Source organism: Dactylosporangium sp. CS-033363 (assembly GCF_050942475.1).
Taxonomy (GTDB): domain Bacteria; phylum Actinomycetota; class Actinomycetes; order Mycobacteriales; family Micromonosporaceae; genus Dactylosporangium.
The window spans coordinates 9383961-9399937 of record NZ_CP192032.1; the positions used below are offsets into that span (position 1 = coordinate 9383961).

Below are 15977 nucleotides of genomic sequence, written 5' to 3' on the forward strand. Positions count from 1 at the left end.
GCGCCCGCCCTGCGGCCGGAAAAGTCATGACCCGACGAAAACTCGCACGAAACCGACGGCCGCGGTCCGCAAGACGGCGCGAAGCATTGCAAAGGGGCCGCGACAGCGAACTGTCGCGGCCCCCTCAGACATGCAGCGATGTTACGAGTCGCCGCCGGTTTCGCCGACCGGCGCCGCGTTGACGTCGTCGATGGCGTACTTCTTGGCCGCGTCCGCGGCCGCCGAGGCTGGGACCTCGCCGCGGCGGGCCAGCTGGCGCAAGGTTGCCACCACGATGGACTCGGCGTCCACGTGGAAGTGGCGGCGCAGGGCGTGGCGGGTGTCCGACATGCCGAAGCCGTCCGTGCCGAGCGAGGTGTAGTCGTTCGGGATCCAGCGGGCGATCAGGTCCGGCACCGCGCGCATGAAGTCCGAGACCGCGATGACCGGGCCGGCCGTGTCCTGCAGGCGCTGGGTGACGTACGGGATCTGGGGCTCGTCCGCCGGGTGCAGGAGGTTGTGCTCCTCCGCCCGCACGGCGTCGCGGCGCAGTTCTGTCCACGACGTGGCCGACCAGATGTCCGCCGCTACGCCCCACTCCTCGGCCAGCAGCTTCTGGGCCTTCAGCGCCCATTGCATGCCCGTGCCCGAGGCCAGGAGCTGCGCCTTGGGGCCCTCGGCAGGAGCGCCTTCGAGAGCCGAAGCGGGCTGGTACCGGTACAGGCCCCGCAGCAGGCCGTCCACGTCCACGTCCGACGGCTCGGCCGGTTGGAAGATCGGCTCGTTGTAGACCGTCAGGTAGTAGATGAGGTCTTCCGGGGTCTCGCCGTACATGCGGTTCACGGCGTTCTCGGTGATGTGCGCGATCTCGAACGCGAAGGCCGGATCGTAGGCCACCACGGCCGGGTTGGTCGCGGCGATGAGCAGCGAGTGGCCGTCCTCGTGCTGCAGGCCCTCACCGTTCAGCGTGGTGCGGCCGGCGGTGGCGCCGAGGAGGAAGCCGCGGCTCATCTGGTCCGCGGCGGCCCAGATGCCGTCGGCGGTGCGCTGGAAGCCGAACATCGAGTAGAAGATGTACACCGGGATGATCGGCTCGCCGTGGGTGGCGTAGCTGGTCGCGGCGGCGGTGAACGAGGCTACCGAGCCGGCCTCGTTGATGCCCTCGTGCAGGATCTGGCCGGTCGTGGCCTCGCGGTAGGACAGGAACAGCTCGCGGTCGACCGGGGTGTAGTTCTGGCCGTGCGGCGAGTAGATCTTGGCCGTGGGGAAGAGCGAGTCCATGCCGAAGGTGCGGGCCTCGTCGGGGATGACGGGGACCCAGCGCTTGCCCATGCCCTTGTCGCGCATGAGGTCCTTGAGCATGCGCACGAAGGCCATCGTGGTGGCGACCTTCTGCTTGCCCGAGCCGCGCTTGATGTCGCCGTAGGTGGCGCTCTCCGGCAGCTGCAGCGGGATGTGCTTGGTCCGCCGCTCCGGCACCGAGCCGCCGAGTGCGCGCCGGCGCTCGAACATGTACTCCATCTCCTCGGACTTCTCGTCCGGGCGGTAGTACGGCACGGCGTACGGGTTCTCGCCGATCGCGCTGTCGGGGATCTCGAGGTACAGGCGATCCCTGAAGTCCTTGACGTCCTGCAGGGTCAGCTTCTTCATCTGGTGCGTGGCGTTGCGGCCCTCGAAGTGCGAGCCCAGCGTCCAGCCCTTGATGGTCTTGGCCAGGATGACCGTCGGCTGCCCGGTGTGCTCGGTGGCCGCCTTGTAGGCCGCGTACAGCTTGCGGTAGTCGTGCCCGCCCCGCTTGAGGTTCCAGATCTCGTCGTCGGTCAGGTGCTCGACCATCTTGCGGGTGCGCGGGTCGCGGCCGAAGAAGTGCTCGCGGACGTAGGCGCCGGACTCGGCCTTGTACGTCTGGTAGTCGCCGTCGGGCGTGACGTTCATGAGGTTCACCAGCGCGCCGTCGGTGTCGGCGGCCAGCAGCGGGTCCCACTCGCGGCCCCAGACGACCTTGATCACGTTCCAGCCGGCGCCGCGGAAGAAGGACTCCAGCTCCTGCATGACCTTGCCGTTGCCGCGGACCGGGCCGTCGAGGCGCTGCAGGTTGCAGTTGATCACGAAGGTGAGGTTGTCCAGCTCCTCGCGGGCCGCGACGCCGATGGCGCCGATCGACTCGGGCTCGTCCATCTCACCGTCGCCCAGGAACGCCCATACGTGCTGGTCGGACGTGTCCTTGAAGCCCCGGTTGTGCAGGTACCGGTTGAAGCGCGCCTGGTAGATCGCGTTGATGCCGCCGAGGCCCATCGAGACCGTCGGGAACTCCCAGAAGCCGGGCATGAGCCGCGGGTGCGGGTAGCTGGGCAGGCCGCCGCCGAGCCCGCGGTGCGAGAGCTCCTGGCGGAAGCCGTCGAGCTGCTGCTCGCTGAGCCGGCCCTCCATGAAGGCGCGGGCGTACATGCCGGGGGACGCGTGGCCCTGGAAGAAGACCTGGTCGCCGCCGCCCGGGTGGTCCTTGCCCCGGAAGAAGTGGTTGAAGCCGACCTCGTAGAGGCTGGCGGCGCTGGCGAAGGTCGAGATGTGGCCGCCGACGCCCACGTCCGGACGCTGGGCGCGCTGCACGAGCATGGCCGCGTTCCACCGGATGTACGCCCGGATGCGCCGCTCGATGTGCTCGTTGCCGGGGAACCAGGGCTCCCGCTCCGGCGCGATGGTGTTGATGTAGTCCGTGGTGGTGAGCGGCGGGACGCCGACCTGTCGTTCGCGTGCGCGCTCCAGGAGCCGCAGCATCACGTACCGTGCGCGCTTGGTTCCACGCTCATCGATCACGCCGTCCAGCGACTCGACCCACTCGGTGGTCTCCTCGGGGTCGATGTCGGGCAGCTGGCTCGGTAGGCCGTCGCTGATCACCGGGCGCTTGCGTTCGGTCGACACAGGCGTTCCTTCTGGGTTGCTAGCGACCGGAGTGGTGCTCGGCGGGACGCGTCGGGCGCTGCGACCGGTCTGGGTGGCCTCGGGGTGTGGCTCGATGGTTCATGGCCAGTTATGAGCCCATGTCCATCCTGCCTGCCTTCGGTGCCGTCCGTCACGCCTACGGGACGCCAACTGCGACGCTCGACACGATACCGGTCGGTAACTTCTGTGGCGTCTCCCTCTTGACGTAAGGGCGACATTGCGAGTATTCCAGGCCCGTCCGAGGGCTACGGTGCCGCCCGTGTCCGAGAACTCGTCCCTGTGGCTGCTGCTGCCGTGCGGCATCGTCACCGCCGCGGTGACCGTGGCGATCGTCACGGTCGTTCTTGTCGTACGGCGGGTCACCCGCTCCGTCCCGCGCAACGCCGACCACCGATCCGGCGGCTACGCCGAGTCCCCGAGCCCGCTGGACGCCAACTGGACCCCGGGCCCGCCGAGCGCCTCCTACACGCACACGGACCAGTCGTCCTCGTCGTCACATGACACCTGGCAGAGCCACGGCCACACGATCCACCACCACGACTCGGGACCGTCCTGGAGCGATTCCGGCTCCAGCAGCTCCAGCGACTCCGGATCCAGCAGTTCAAGTGACTCCGGCTCGAGTGATTCCGGGTCATCCTCCAGCAGCAGCTCAGACTGACGGCTGGGAGAATCGGCCGATGCGCACCGAGGTGATCACGGTCCGGACCGGTTCCCAGCCCGTCGTGCGGGACATCACGGAGGAGGCCGCCCGGTTCGTGCAGGACCAGGGCGACGGCCTGCTGCACGTGTTCGTCCCGCACGCCACCGCCGGCGTGGCCATCATCGAGACCGGCGCCGGCAGCGACGACGACCTGCTGCGGGCCCTCGACGAGGTGCTGCCCGCCGACGACCGCTGGCGGCACCGGCACGGCTCCCCCGGCCACGGGCGGGACCACGTGATGCCGGCGTTCATCGCGCCGTACGCCACCCTGCCGGTGCTCGGCGGGCGGATCGCCCTGGGCACCTGGCAGTCCATCTGCCTGGTCGACCCGAACGGCGACAACGCCACACGCCAGGTCCGCTTCAGTTTTGTCCGCGGATGACAGGATGAGCCCGTGATCGAGCGCCGTGTCGCCGTCGTGTTCCTCGTCGACCCCGAGGGACGCGTCCTCATGCAGCACCGCGACGCGCACGCCAAGGTGTCGCCGAACCAGTGGGCCATGCCCGGCGGCAAGATCGAGCCCGGCGAGTCGCCCGAGGAGGCCGCCCGCCGCGAGGTGATGGAGGAGACGGGCCTGGACGCCGGGGCGATCCGGCCGTACACCGTGCGCACCCGCCCCTCGGTGACCACCGCCGACGGCGAGGTCGAGATGCACGTCTACTGCGGCCCGACCGACGCCGCGCAGGACGACGTGGTGCTGGGCGAGGGGCAGGCCATGGTCTTCCTCACACCCGAGGAGGCGCTCGCCCGCGACCTGGGGGTGACCGCGGCGCTGCTGCTGCCCGGATTCCTGGCCTCACCCGAGTACCGGGCGCTGGCCGACCGGTAGCCGCCGGGTCGTTCCTTTGGCCTGATTCGGCCGGTACACCTGCCCTGGGTGGCATCAGATGACCGTTTTCGGCCATGCTGTCGAGCGTGACCACCCCTCAGGATCTCGACGAGCGGTTCCGTGCCGAGCTCGCCGGGCTCGTGGCCGCGGGTTCCGCGCGCGACGCCGACGAGCCCGTCCGCGAGGACACCGCGCTGACCGGGGAGCAGGCCCGCGCGCTCTACGACGCCCAGTCGACGAGCCGCCACCTGGACCTGGCCGCGCGATGGCTGCGCAGCTTCGACGCGGGGTACTACACGATCGGGTCCTCGGGGCACGAGGGGAACGCCGCCGTGGCCGCGGCGCTGCGCCCGACCGACCCGGCCCTGCTGCACTACCGCTCCGGCGGGTTCTACTGCATGCGCGCCTCCCAGGTGGCCGGCAGCGACCCGATCCGCGACGTCCTGCGCGGGGTCGTCGCCTCGTCGCGGGAGCCGATCGCCGGCGGCCGGCACAAGATCTTCGGGCACGCGGACCTGCACATCGTGCCGACCACCTCGACGATCGCCTCCCACCTGCCGCGGGCCGTCGGGGTCGGCTACGCGCTGGGCCGGGGCAAGCGGCTCAGCCCGCCCGGCGGCGGGCACGGCTGGCCGCCGGACGCGATCGTGGTCTCCTCGTTCGGCGACGCCTCGATCAACCACGCCGCCGCGACCGCCGCGTTCAACACGGCCGGCTGGTGCGACCACATCGGGCTGAAGCTGCCGCTGCTGTTCGTCTGCGAGGACAACGGGCTGGGCATCAGCGTGCGCTCGCCCGAGGGCTGGGTCGCCGCCGCGCTCAGCAGCCGCCCGGGGCTGCGCTACTACTCGGCCGACGGCTGCGACTCGGCCGAGACCTACGACCGCGCGGCGGAGGCGGCGGCCTGGGTGCGCCGGTACCGCCGCCCGGCCGTGCTGCACCTGACCACCGTGCGGCTCATGGGGCACGCCGGGGCCGACGCGGAGATGGCGTACCGCTCCCCCGTCGAGATCGCCGCCGACCTGGCCCGCGACCCGCTCGTGCGGACCGCCCGGCTGCTGGTCGAGGCGGGCGTGGCGGCGCCGGCCGAGCTGATGACCCGCTACGACGAGATCGGCTGGGAGGTGCGCCGGGTCGCCGAGGAGGTGCTCGGCGAGCCCAAGCTCGGCGGCGCCTCGGAGATCACCGCCCCGCTGGCCCCGCGCCGGCCGGTGCGGGTCTCCCGGGCCGTCGCCGACGCGGCCGCCCACCTCGGCGCCGACGAGCTGCCCGAGGAGCCGCACGACGATGCGGGCCGCGAGCTCGACGACGACCTGGAGTTCGCGTCCGAGCCGGCCGAGCCCGCGGCCGCGGCCTCCGACGAGGACTGGCCGGAGCCCGAGCCCACCCCGCCGCCCGCCGCCGAGGTCCGGCCGGTCTCCGGCACCCCGCGCAACAACGGCAACGGCAACGGCCACCCGGCCAGCCGCCTGGCCGCGTTCGGCGGGAAGCTGCCGGAGAAGGGCGGGCCGCTCACCCTCGCCCAGACCATCAATGCGGCGCTGACAGATGCCATGCTCGCGTACCCCCAGATGATCGTGTTCGGCGAGGACGTCGCCGCCAAGGGTGGTGTCTACGGCGTCTCCAAGGGCCTGCGGGACCGTTTCGGGGCGACCCGGGTGTTCGACACCCTCCTGGACGAGACGAGCATCCTGGGCCTCGGGCTGGGCGCCGGGGTGGCCGGGATGCTGCCGGTCCCCGAGATCCAGTACCTCGCCTACCTGCACAACGCCGAGGACCAGCTGCGCGGCGAGGCGGCCACCATGCAGTTCTTCTCGCAGGGGGCGTTCCACAACCCGATGGTGGTGCGGGTCGCCGGCCTCGCCTACCAGCAGGGCTTCGGCGGGCACTTCCACAACGACAACGCCCTGGCCGTACTGCGCGACATCCCGGGGCTGGTGGTCGCCGCCCCGGCCCGCGCCGAGGACGCCGCGCCCATGCTGCGCACCTGCCTGGCCAGCGCCGTCGTGGACGGCAGCGTCTGCGTGTTTCTGGAGCCCATCGCGCTGTACCACACGCGCGACCTGCACACCGACAACGACAACTGGTGGGTGGCGGACTACGCGCCGCCCAGCGAATGGCCCGCCATCCACGTGCCGATCGGGCGGGCCCGCGCGTACAGCAACGGCCCCAACGACGACCTGACCATCATCACCTTCGGCAACGGGGTGCGGCTCTCCCTGCGCGCGGCCGCCCGGCTCAGCGCCGAGGGCATCGCCTGCCGGGTGGTCGACCTGCGCTGGCTCTCGCCGCTGCCGGTGGGCGACATCATCAAGAACGCCTCCGACACCGGCCGCGTGCTCATCGTCGACGAGACCCGCCGCTCCGGGGGCGTCGGCGAGGGCGTGATCGCGGCCCTGGTGGACGGCGGATACGTCGGGGTGGCCCGCCGGGTGGCCGCCGTGGACTCGTTCGTCCCCCTCGGTCCGGCCGCCAATCACGTACTGGTGTCCGAAGAGCAGATCGTTCAGGGAGCGAGATCCTTGCTCGCCCGGTAACTTGGACAGACAGTTTTTCGATCGCATCGGTGCGCCACTTGCGTTGACGGCCCGTACTGTGTGGACTACGCGCTAACAGTGGTTGTTGCGACAGGAGGCAGTGGACAGTGAACGCGACCGCGGGTCAGGCCGAGGTGAAGAGCCTGGCGGACCGGTTCGGAGTCGAACCGGGCATGGTCGTTATGGAGATGGGGTACGACGACGACGTCGACCAGGATCTCCGCGACGTCCTGATCGACCGGTGCGGGGAGCTGGTTGACGAGGAAACCGACGAGGTCGTCGACGTGGTGCTGCTGTGGTGGCGCGACGAAGACGGGGACCTGGTCGAGACGCTCATCGACGCCCTCGGCCCGCTGGCGGACAACGGCGTGGTGTGGCTGCTCACCCCGAAGGCCGGCCGCCCCGGGCACGTCGAGCCGAGCGACATCAACGAGTCGGCGCCCACCGCGGGGTTGCAGCAGACCTCGACGGTCAACGCGGGCAAGGACTGGACCGCGGCCCGGCTGGTCGCGCCCCGTGCCGCGCGCTCGCGCCGGTGAGCTCGTGAAATAGGCCTTTCCCGGCCGCGTCCTCGCACGGCGCGGCCACCCTTCCGCCCGCTGAAGTCACGCCGTGGGCAGCGGCGTGGCCCTGCGCGGCCACTCGTCCGCACGCTCGGCGCTCACGCCGCAAGCGGCGCGGCGTTCACGCCGTGGGTTGCGGCGTGGCCTTCTTCGTGGTCGGCGCGGCCGACGGGCTCTTGGAGTTCCATCCCGAGCTCGACGTGGACGGCTGCGGGTTCTTCGTGCGGGTCGTGGTCGGGCCGTTGCCCGGCTGCCAGTCCTCGGGCATGAACACGCGCACCTGGGTGTACGAGGCGTCGGCGGACTTCCCCGTCAGGGTGAACGCGCCCAGGTTCACCTTCCCCGTGTGGATCTCGTCGTCGGTGACCGGGCCGAACTGCACGCCGTTGACGTAGGCGTTGAGCTGGTTCCCCTCGATCTTGAACGCGACGAACATGTCCTGCACGCCGCTGCCCGGCTTGTACGACCACTCCTTGATCAGGTCGTGCTCGTTCGGCGGGTCCTTGTACAGCTTGTACAGCCGCACCTTGTTGTCGTCGCAGAGACCCAGCGTGTACCCGTGCTCGCCGGTGCGCAGCCACAGCCCCGCGCAGCCCGCGCTCAGCTTGACCTTGGTCTCGATGCTGCCGTCGGTCATCGGCACGTCCAGCGGCGGCTTCAGCGTGCAGCCGGTCAGCCCGGGCGCCTGGTCGGTGGTGACCCGCAGCCGCCCGTTGCCGGTGTCGCAGCGGCCGCCCTCGGACTCCTGCTGCGACTTCCAGAGCTGGTCGACGGCCCCGAAGCCCTGGTCCCGCCAGCCGTTGGGCACCCAGGAGGGTTCTTCTTCGCGGTTGTACTGCGGGATCGCCCGCACCACGTCGCCCGAAGCGTCCGTGGCCGGGGCGGAGGTGCCGGCGTCCCCGGCCGCCTGGTTGCCGGTCTTGTCGCGGTTCTGGAACACGACGTACCCGGCCAGGCCGAGCGCCAGCACCAGGATGCCGATCAGCAGCGGGACGGCCCAGTTGCGTCCCTGCCTCGGGGGCGGCGGGGCCTCCTCGCGGGGCGGCGGGGCGTAGACGGTCGGCTGGGCGGCGGGCGAGACGTACGCCTGCGGGGGCGGCACCTGCGGGGCCGGGGTCATCGGGCGCAGCCGTTGGGTCGCCTGCGCGTCGGGGCCGTGGTGCGGCTGCTGGTGCTGCGGGACCGTGGGGTAGGCGCCGGGGTGCTGCTGCTGGAACGCGGCGGGGCTCACGGGGGCGACCGGGGCGCCGCTGACGGGCATCGTGGGGGCGCCGCTCACGGGGGCCGGGTGCTGGAAGGCGGCCGGGCTGACGGGGCTGCCGGCCATGTACTGGGGCTGCTGGTACTGCGGCTGCTGGTACTGGGGCTGCTGCTGGGGCTGCTGGAAGGCGGCCGGGCTGACCGGGGCGCCGCTGGCGGGGGCGCTGCTCACCGGGGCGTTGCCGGCCGGGGGCTGCGGGTGGGCGAACTGGCCTTGCTGCTGTCCCGGCTGCTGCCCGACCTGCTGCCCGACCTGCTGCCCGGCCTGCTGCCCGGCCTGCTGACCCGGCTGCTGTCCCGCTTGCTGACCCGGCTGAGCCGTCGGCTGGCCGGCCTGCTGGCCTGGCTGGGGCATGCCTTGCGCGGCCTGAGCGGCCTGTTGCGGCCACATGGGGGCCTGCTGACCGGCCGCTGCCGCTGGACTGGCTGCTCCGGCGGCTGCTCCCATCGCACCGGCGGCGCCCGCTCCAGCCGCGGCGGCGGTTGACGCGGCGGCCGGACTGCCAGCGGCACTTGACGGGGGTTCAGACGGTACAATGGCGGCGTTTTGGGGGTTTTGGGCATTTTGCGCGGGACGGGCGATGTTGACCCAGGCGCGCAGGCTGCCCTCCGCCACGACCAGTTCGGGCTGCTCGATGACGGTGGGGGCCAGGCCGAGCTCGCGCTGCAGGAGGGTGTTGACCAGGGGGACCCGGCTGGAGCCGCCGACCAGGAACAGGCCGGCGAGCTTGCTCTTGTCCATCCCGGCCCAGCGCATGACCGCGCCCGTCGTGCGCACGGTCTGCTCGAGCAGGGCGCGGGCCTTGTCCTCGAACTGCTCGCGGGTGATCGTCACGTCGGCCGCCGCGATCGGCACGTGCAGCGCGGCGCTCGGGGTGCGCGACAGCATCTCCTTGGCGATGCGCGCGTCGTCCCACAGCATGCGGCGGTGCCGGCGGTCCTCGGTGCTCTGCGGGTTGTCCAGCCGCGCCCACACCTCGGGGTTCTCGATCTGCCCGCGCGCGTGCTCCACGATCAGCGCGTCGAGGTCGAGCCCGCCCAGGTCGTCGATGCCGTCGACGGCGCGGACGTCGAAGCCCTCCCCCGACCGGCTGACCAGGCTCGCGTCGAAGGTGCCGCCGCCGAAGTCGTACACCAGCAGGCCCTGGTCGCCGGCGAGCGGCTTCTGCAGGACACCGGCGAAGTAGTGCGCGGCCGCGACCGGCTCGGGCATCAGGGCCGGCTGCGGCAGCCCGGCCAGTTTCGCCCCCTCGATCAGGGCGAGCCGCCGGGAGACGCCCCACGCGGCCGGGTGGGTCAGCGTCAGCTCGGCCACCGGCCCGCCCGCGACCCGCACCGCCTCCTGGTTGACGTGCCCGAGCACCGCCCCGATCAGCGACGGCACGCTCAGCTCCCGGTCCCCCAGCAGAACGGTCCCGTCGTCGATGCGCCGCTTCGGGCTGCCCTCGAACCGCGCCGGGTCGACCCGCGCGGCGTGCACCGCGTCGCGCCCGACGAGCAGGGCCCCGTCGGTCTGCGCGTACACCGCCGACGGCAGCAACGGCGACCCGTCGAACAGCAACGGGCGCACTCTCCCGTCCGGCCACGCGAGAAGCGCGACGGTGTGGGAGGTCCCGAAGTCGATGCCGAGCCGCGGCCCTGCTGCCATGCGGGTGAGTGTAGGTGCCCGGTACGACAACTGGCATATTCGAGGCATGACAGTGGATGTCGGAGATCCGGCACCGGACTTCGTCCTGCGCGACCAGAACAACCAGGAGGTCAAACTGACCTCGTACCGCTCCTACAAGGCGGTCCTGCTGGTGTTCTACCCGCTCGCCTTCACCGGCACCTGCCAGGGCGAACTCGCGGGCCTGCAGCGGCATCTGGCCGACTTCCAGAACGACCGCGTCCAGGTGCTGACGGTGTCGGTCGACTCCCCGTACGCGCACAAGGTCTGGGCCGACCGCGAGGGCTGGACCTTCCCGATGCTCGCCGACTTCTGGCCGCACGGCGCCGTGGCCGCCTCGTACGGGGTGCTCAACGAGGCCAAGGGGTACGCCGACCGGGGGACCTTCCTCGTCGACCCGGACGGCATCGTCGCCTTCACCGAGCGCGTTTCGGCAGGTCAGTCCCGCGACCCGGAGGTCTGGCGATCGGCCGTCGCCGCGTTGTGAAGTTGTTCGGTACCATGCTGGGTACCCGGGCGCGTAGCTCAGTGGGAGAGCACTCGCCTTACAAGCGAGGGGTCGTTGGTTCGAAACCAACCGTGCCCACGGTGCGAAGCAGGGGCTCATGCGAGCCCCTGCTTGCGTTTCGTCAGGCCGCCGGCATCGCGCCGAGGATGGCCTTCATCTCGTCGACCGCCTTGGGCTTGAGCTGGTCCTTGGGCACGAACGAGGTGCCGAAGGTCACCAGGCTGATCGAGAGGTACAGATTGCTGTCGACCAGCCGGATCGTGTAGTCGCTGGTCTTCGAGCCGATGTCCCAGTCCCGGTTCGTACCGTAGGCCCGCTCGCCCATGCCGCTGAGCTCGCTGTCGAAGTAGCGCTGCTTGTCCAGGTCGTACCCGGAGTCGAAGTAGGACTTCGCCTCCTTGGCCGTCGTGTACACCTGCGTCTTGATGTTGAAGGTGACCTTCACCCCGGCCGAGGTGCGCAGGTCGAAGTCGCAGTCGGCGCGCGCGATGCCACCGGTGTTGCGCACGTTGGGCGTGGACTTCTCCTTCTTGAAGGAGTACTGCCCGAGCGCGCTCAGGTCCATCCCGCAGACGTCGCCGGCCGCCTTGTACTTGACCGGCCCGGCGGCGGGCGCGGTCGTCTTGGTCGGCGTCTTGAGCCCGCCGGTGGTGGGAGCGGCACCGCCCGTGGTCGGCGGGGCGGCGAGGGGGGTGGTCGGCTCGTCGTCCTTGCCGCCGAACACCTTGGTGAGGACCAGCACTCCACCGATGACGGCGAGCACCAGGATGCCGGCGATGACGCCGATGGGCACCCAGGGGTTCGTCCGGCCGCCGCCGGGCGGGGGGCCCATGGGCTGCATGGGAGGCTGCATCGGGGGTTGCTGCCAGCCCTGCGTCGGCGGCGCCTGCTGCCAGCCCTGCGTGGGCGGGGGTGGCTGCCAGCCTTGCGTGGGCGGCGCCTGCTGCTGCCAGTCCTGCGCCGGCGGCGGGTACTGCGGCTGCGGCGGATACCCGGGGGCCGCCGGCTGCGCCGGAAATGCGCCGGTCGGTGGCGGCCCGGGCGGCGGCGGTGGATAGCCGCCGAAATATTGATTCTGGTTGGGCTCACCGGCCGGTGGATACGTCACGGGATCTCACCATAGTCGATGGTCACGGTCCGTATCGCCCCGTCAGAGCCCCGCCGGCTCGGGCGGCGTGATGATCGCGACGCGGTCGGCGGGGTGGTGGGACTCGAACTCGTCGGTGTGGATGACGATGAGCGGGACGCCTTCGAGCATGTCGAGCCGGTGGCGTTCGTCGTACGTGGGCATGCGGACGGTGATCCGGGCTGCCGGTGGCGCGTGGAGTTCTTCGACCGTGGTGGTTCTGCGGACTGAGGAGCGTCGGCCGCGGGTGGTGACGATGGTGCCTTCGGCGCGTAGCACGGCCATGGCGTCGCGGACGACGTCGCGGCTGACGCCGTATTCGTGGGAGAGGGTGTTTTCGCTCGGCAGGTCGGCGCCGGGTGGGAGTTCCCCGGTGCGCATCCGGTCCAGCAGGTTGTGGGCCAGTTGGCGGTACAGCGAGACCGGGGAACGGCGATCGAGCATGGCCGCGACGGTATCACCTATAAGGCCATGTGGCCATATAGCCGTCCAGGTATCGAAGGTTGTGGCAGGATCCGCTTCATGGGTGCGTCCGGCTGGGACCATGTTGTGCCGTTCGACGAGGACGTGGCCGCTGCGCTGCGGAAACTGCGGGCCGAGGTGTTCGCCTCCGGCGAGTACTACTGGCTGTACGAGGGCGACCGCCCGCGGCCCGGGACGGAGCGGGAGCTCTGGGCCGACGAGGAGATCCGGCACTGCATGACGCACTCCGTGCTCGACGTCTTCGAGGTCGGGACCAGCGGGCAGCGGGCGTTCGGGCGGACCTTCGCCGTCAGCGACGAGGAGGCCCTCCGCGAGCTCGGGACCGCGCAGCCCACGCCGGCGACCGTCGAGGACCGGGAGCGGCTGCTGCCGCTGCTGTCGGAGCGCGGGGCCGGGCGGCATCTCGTGCTGTACGCCGGCGGAAAGCCCAGTCAGTTGCTGTTCTTCGGCGCCACCGGGGACTGAGGGGTCAGTAGCGGAACGTCTGGACGATCGTGCGCAGGCTGCCCGACAGCCGCGCCAGGTCGCCCGCCGCGCGTTCGGACTCGGCCACGCCCGTCGTGGTCTGGTTGACCGACGAGGCCACCGCGGCGATCGTCTCCGCCACGTGGCGGCCCGTGGACGCGGCCTCCTCGACGCTGCGGTTCATCTCCTCCGTCGTCGCCGACTGTTGTTCCACGGCCGAGGCGATCGTCGTCTGGTACTCGTTGATGCGCGCGATGATGTCCGAGATCTCCGACATCGCCGCGACCGCGCCCGTGGTGTCCGACTGGATGGCCTGGACGCGCCGGGAGATGTCCTCCGTGGCGCGAGCGGTCTCCTGGGCCAGGTCCTTCACCTCGTTGGCGACCACCGCGAAGCCCTTGCCGGCCTCGCCCGCGCGGGCCGCCTCGATGGTGGCGTTCAGGGCCAGGAGGTTGGTCTGGCCGGCGATCGAGGTGATGACCTTGATGACGTTGCCGATCTCGGCGGAGGAGTCGCCGAGTTTGGACATGACGTCCGTCGTCGCCGCGGCGACCTCGACGGCGCGGGCGGCGACCGTCACGGCCTTGGTGGCGCTCTGGGAGATCTCGCGGATCGAGGCGCCCATCTCCGTGGCGCCCGAGGCGACCGTGGAGATGGTGCCGGACATGCGGTCGGCGAGGGTGGCCACCGCGCCGGCCTGGCGGGAGCCCGACTCGGCGCCGGCGGCGGACTCGCGGCTCGTCGCGGCCAGCTGTTCCGAGGCCGAGGCCAGGGCCGTCGAGTGCTCGGCCAGGTCGGCCACCGTGGTGCGCAGCTGGGAGCGGGCCTGGCGCAGCGAGTCCGCCATCTGGCCGACCTCGTCGCGCTGGTCGACGCCCGCGTCCTGGGTGAGGTCGCCGCCGGCCACGGCGCGCAGGACCGACGAGACGCGGCGCAGCGGGTGGACGATGACGTTCGCGATGTACAGGCTCATCGCCACGGCCAGGGCCAGCGCGACGCACAGCAGGGCGATGACGGCGACCCGGGTCTCGTTCGCGGTGCGGTCGAAGTCGCGGCCGGCGACCAGGGCGGCGTTGGCCCGTTTGATCTCGGTGTCGAGCAGGCCCTCGTACACCTTGCGCAGGTCGCGGTTGGCCCCGAAGGCGTCCGCGATCGCCTTGTCGCGGTCCGTGGGGTACGCCGCGAACTCCGTCTTCAGCGCGCCGAACCAGGCGTCCAGGGCGGCCCGGATCTGCTCGACGGCGGCGGGCTCGGCGGCCCGGGCGTTGTCGCGGGCGGTCTGCAGCGCGGCATTCACGGTGCTCTGGCGGCCGAGCGCCTCGTCGCGGAACTCGGTGTCGCCGCGCAGCAGGTAGCCCCGCTCGTCGTTCGCCGCCGCCTTGGCCGACAGGGCGGCCTGGTTCAGGGCGGCGACATACGGCACCGCGTCGCCGACCTCGCCGTTGCGGGTGTCGCGCAGCTGCGTGATGCCGACCAGGGCGAGGATGCCCGTGGCCGCGGTGCCGGCGACCGCGACGGCGGCGACCAGGAGGATCTTGGTGTAGACGCGGCGGGAACCCAGCCAACGGCGCATGAGGGCGGCTCCATTCAAGAACAAGAACATCCGCCTGTACGGCATGATCGGCGCCCGTTCAAGGGAAAGTTTCGCGGTCGTTTTGCCGGTCGCGGGCATACGCGCGCGCGTGCCGCAATGCGCGCGGCGGTGTGGCTTATATTCAGCGATATGAATCGCTTTCTGGTGGCGGCCGCCGTCGCCGCACTCGGTGCCGCGGTTTCCGCCGGCCCCGCCCGGGCCGCCGTGCCGGGCGTGGCCACCGCGACCTTCGTGCAGCAGAGCGCATGGCCGAACGGGTACACGGGGCAGTACACGATCGACAACGGGGCCGCGTCGGCGCTGACGTGGCGGGTGGAGTTCGATCTGCCGGGTGGAACGACGGTCGCCAATTCCTGGGGCGCTCGGCTGACCCGGACCGGCGATCATTACGTGGCCGTCGGGGAAGCGTGGAACGCGACGGTTCCGGCCGGCGGCAGCGCGACCTTCGGGTGGGTCGCGCAGGGAACCGGGAGGCCGCTCGGCTGCTCCCTGAACGGCGGGTCCTGCACCGGGGCGAGTGCGGACATCCGGACCCCGTCGACGCCCGGGAACCTGCGCGCGGCCGTCGGGACCACCACGTTCACGCTGCGCTGGGACGCATCGAGCGACGACATAGCCGTCACCGGGTACGAGGTCTACAGCGGGGCCAATCTCGTCGCGACGGTGACCGGCGACGAATACACCATGGGCATGCCGCCGCCGATGATCATCACGTACCGGGTGCGGGCGCTCGACGCCGCCGGGAACGCCTCGCCGTTCGCCGTCATCACGCCGGGCGGGCCGGCCGACACGGTGGCGCCGGGCGCGCCGGGTGCCGTCTACCCGGGGTCCACCACGATCCGGTGGACCGCCGCCACCGACGACGTGGCCGTGGCCGGGTACGAGGTCAGCGTCAACGGGGACCGGTACGGGGCGACGAGCAATCTGAGCCTGACGGTACCGCCGCTGGGGTTCGGGGTCTTCACGTTCGCCGTCGTCGCGTTCGACGGGGCCGGGAACCGCTCGGTGCCGCGCAGCATCATGGTGGCCGTCGATCCCGGGCCGGCGTCGGACGCGCAGGGGCCCACGCCGCCCGGCGACCTGCGGGTCACCGTCACCGAAACGCGGGTGACGTGGACCTGGAGCGCGTCGCGGGACAACGTGGGGGTGGCCGGCTACCAGGTCTTCCACGGCGCCGACTGGGTCGGGAACACGACCGCGGCCAGCTGGAGCGAGCCGCGGACGGCCGGCAGCACGCCGTACACCTTCAGGGTCCGGGCTTTTGATCAGGCCGGGAACAAATCGGCCTTCGCGGCGCTGACTTCCTGAACCCGGTGCGCGATCA

13 protein-coding genes and 1 tRNA gene are annotated in these 15977 nt (G+C 71.4%); 9 read left to right on the top strand and 5 right to left on the bottom strand.

Annotated features, from left to right (window positions below; genetic code table 11):
• Positions 1-141 precede the first annotated feature (141 nt).
• Positions 142-2901 carry a pyruvate dehydrogenase (acetyl-transferring), homodimeric type gene (gene aceE, locus ACQPZ4_RS43265; RefSeq protein ID WP_433049952.1) on the bottom strand — a complete coding sequence of 920 codons (2760 nt, stop codon included), beginning with the start codon at positions 2899-2901 and terminating at the stop codon, positions 142-144.
• 280 nt (positions 2902-3181) lie between these two features.
• Between aceE and ACQPZ4_RS43270 the strand changes: the two genes are divergently transcribed.
• The 5 genes from ACQPZ4_RS43270 to ACQPZ4_RS43290 all read left to right on the top strand — a co-directional run bounded on the left by ACQPZ4_RS43270 (position 3182) and on the right by ACQPZ4_RS43290 (position 7527).
• Complete coding sequence (locus tag ACQPZ4_RS43270; protein WP_433049955.1) at positions 3182-3580, top strand: hypothetical protein; 399 nt, start codon at positions 3182-3184, stop codon at positions 3578-3580.
• 19 nt (positions 3581-3599) lie between these two features.
• Positions 3600-4004, top strand: a complete 405-nt coding sequence (locus ACQPZ4_RS43275; RefSeq protein ID WP_433049958.1) for a YjbQ family protein — start codon at positions 3600-3602, stop codon at positions 4002-4004.
• 12 nt (positions 4005-4016) lie between these two features.
• Complete coding sequence (locus tag ACQPZ4_RS43280; protein ID WP_433049961.1) at positions 4017-4451, top strand: NUDIX hydrolase; 435 nt, start codon at positions 4017-4019, stop codon at positions 4449-4451.
• 74 nt (positions 4452-4525) lie between these two features.
• On the top strand, positions 4526-6988 hold the full coding sequence (locus ACQPZ4_RS43285; RefSeq protein WP_433049964.1) for a transketolase C-terminal domain-containing protein: 2463 nt from the start codon (positions 4526-4528) through the stop codon (positions 6986-6988).
• Between the two features lie 107 nt (positions 6989-7095).
• The gene (locus tag ACQPZ4_RS43290) at positions 7096-7527 is read left to right on the top strand and encodes a DUF3052 domain-containing protein (protein WP_360379081.1); all 432 of its coding nucleotides are present in this window, start codon (positions 7096-7098) and stop codon (positions 7525-7527) included.
• Positions 7528-7672: 145 nt separating this feature from the next.
• On the opposite strand, the gene ACQPZ4_RS43295 is transcribed toward ACQPZ4_RS43290, so the two are convergent.
• Positions 7673-10459, bottom strand: a complete 2787-nt coding sequence (locus ACQPZ4_RS43295; RefSeq protein WP_433049967.1) for an Hsp70 family protein — start codon at positions 10457-10459, stop codon at positions 7673-7675.
• Positions 10460-10505: 46 nt separating this feature from the next.
• On the opposite strand from ACQPZ4_RS43295, the gene ACQPZ4_RS43300 reads away from it, so the two are divergent.
• Positions 10506-10964 carry a peroxiredoxin gene (locus tag ACQPZ4_RS43300; protein WP_433049970.1) on the top strand — a complete coding sequence of 153 codons (459 nt, stop codon included), beginning with the start codon at positions 10506-10508 and terminating at the stop codon, positions 10962-10964.
• A 27-nt stretch (positions 10965-10991) separates the two neighbouring features.
• Positions 10992-11063: transfer RNA gene (locus ACQPZ4_RS43305), tRNA-Val, on the top strand.
• A 43-nt stretch (positions 11064-11106) separates the two neighbouring features.
• On the opposite strand, the gene ACQPZ4_RS43310 is transcribed toward ACQPZ4_RS43305, so the two are convergent.
• Together ACQPZ4_RS43310 and ACQPZ4_RS43315 are read right to left on the bottom strand one after the other, a co-directional pair.
• Complete coding sequence (locus ACQPZ4_RS43310; RefSeq protein ID WP_433049973.1) at positions 11107-12093, bottom strand: hypothetical protein; 987 nt, start codon at positions 12091-12093, stop codon at positions 11107-11109.
• Between the two features lie 42 nt (positions 12094-12135).
• Entirely contained in the window at positions 12136-12555 is a 420-nt protein-coding gene (locus ACQPZ4_RS43315; protein WP_433049976.1) for a GntR family transcriptional regulator, read from the bottom strand.
• Positions 12556-12633: 78 nt separating this feature from the next.
• Here ACQPZ4_RS43315 and ACQPZ4_RS43320 point away from each other — a divergent pair, with 78 nt between their 5' ends.
• Entirely contained in the window at positions 12634-13059 is a 426-nt protein-coding gene (locus ACQPZ4_RS43320) for a hypothetical protein (protein ID WP_433049979.1), read from the top strand.
• Between the two features lie 4 nt (positions 13060-13063).
• Here the strand turns inward: ACQPZ4_RS43320 and ACQPZ4_RS43325 are convergent, their stop codons facing one another.
• Positions 13064-14632: a methyl-accepting chemotaxis protein gene (locus ACQPZ4_RS43325; RefSeq protein ID WP_433049982.1), complete on the bottom strand. Its 1569-nt coding sequence runs from the start codon at positions 14630-14632 to the stop codon at positions 13064-13066.
• Between the two features lie 150 nt (positions 14633-14782).
• Here ACQPZ4_RS43325 and ACQPZ4_RS43330 point away from each other — a divergent pair, with 150 nt between their 5' ends.
• Complete coding sequence (locus tag ACQPZ4_RS43330; RefSeq protein WP_433049985.1) at positions 14783-15961, top strand: cellulose binding domain-containing protein; 1179 nt, start codon at positions 14783-14785, stop codon at positions 15959-15961.
• Positions 15962-15977 lie beyond the last annotated feature (16 nt).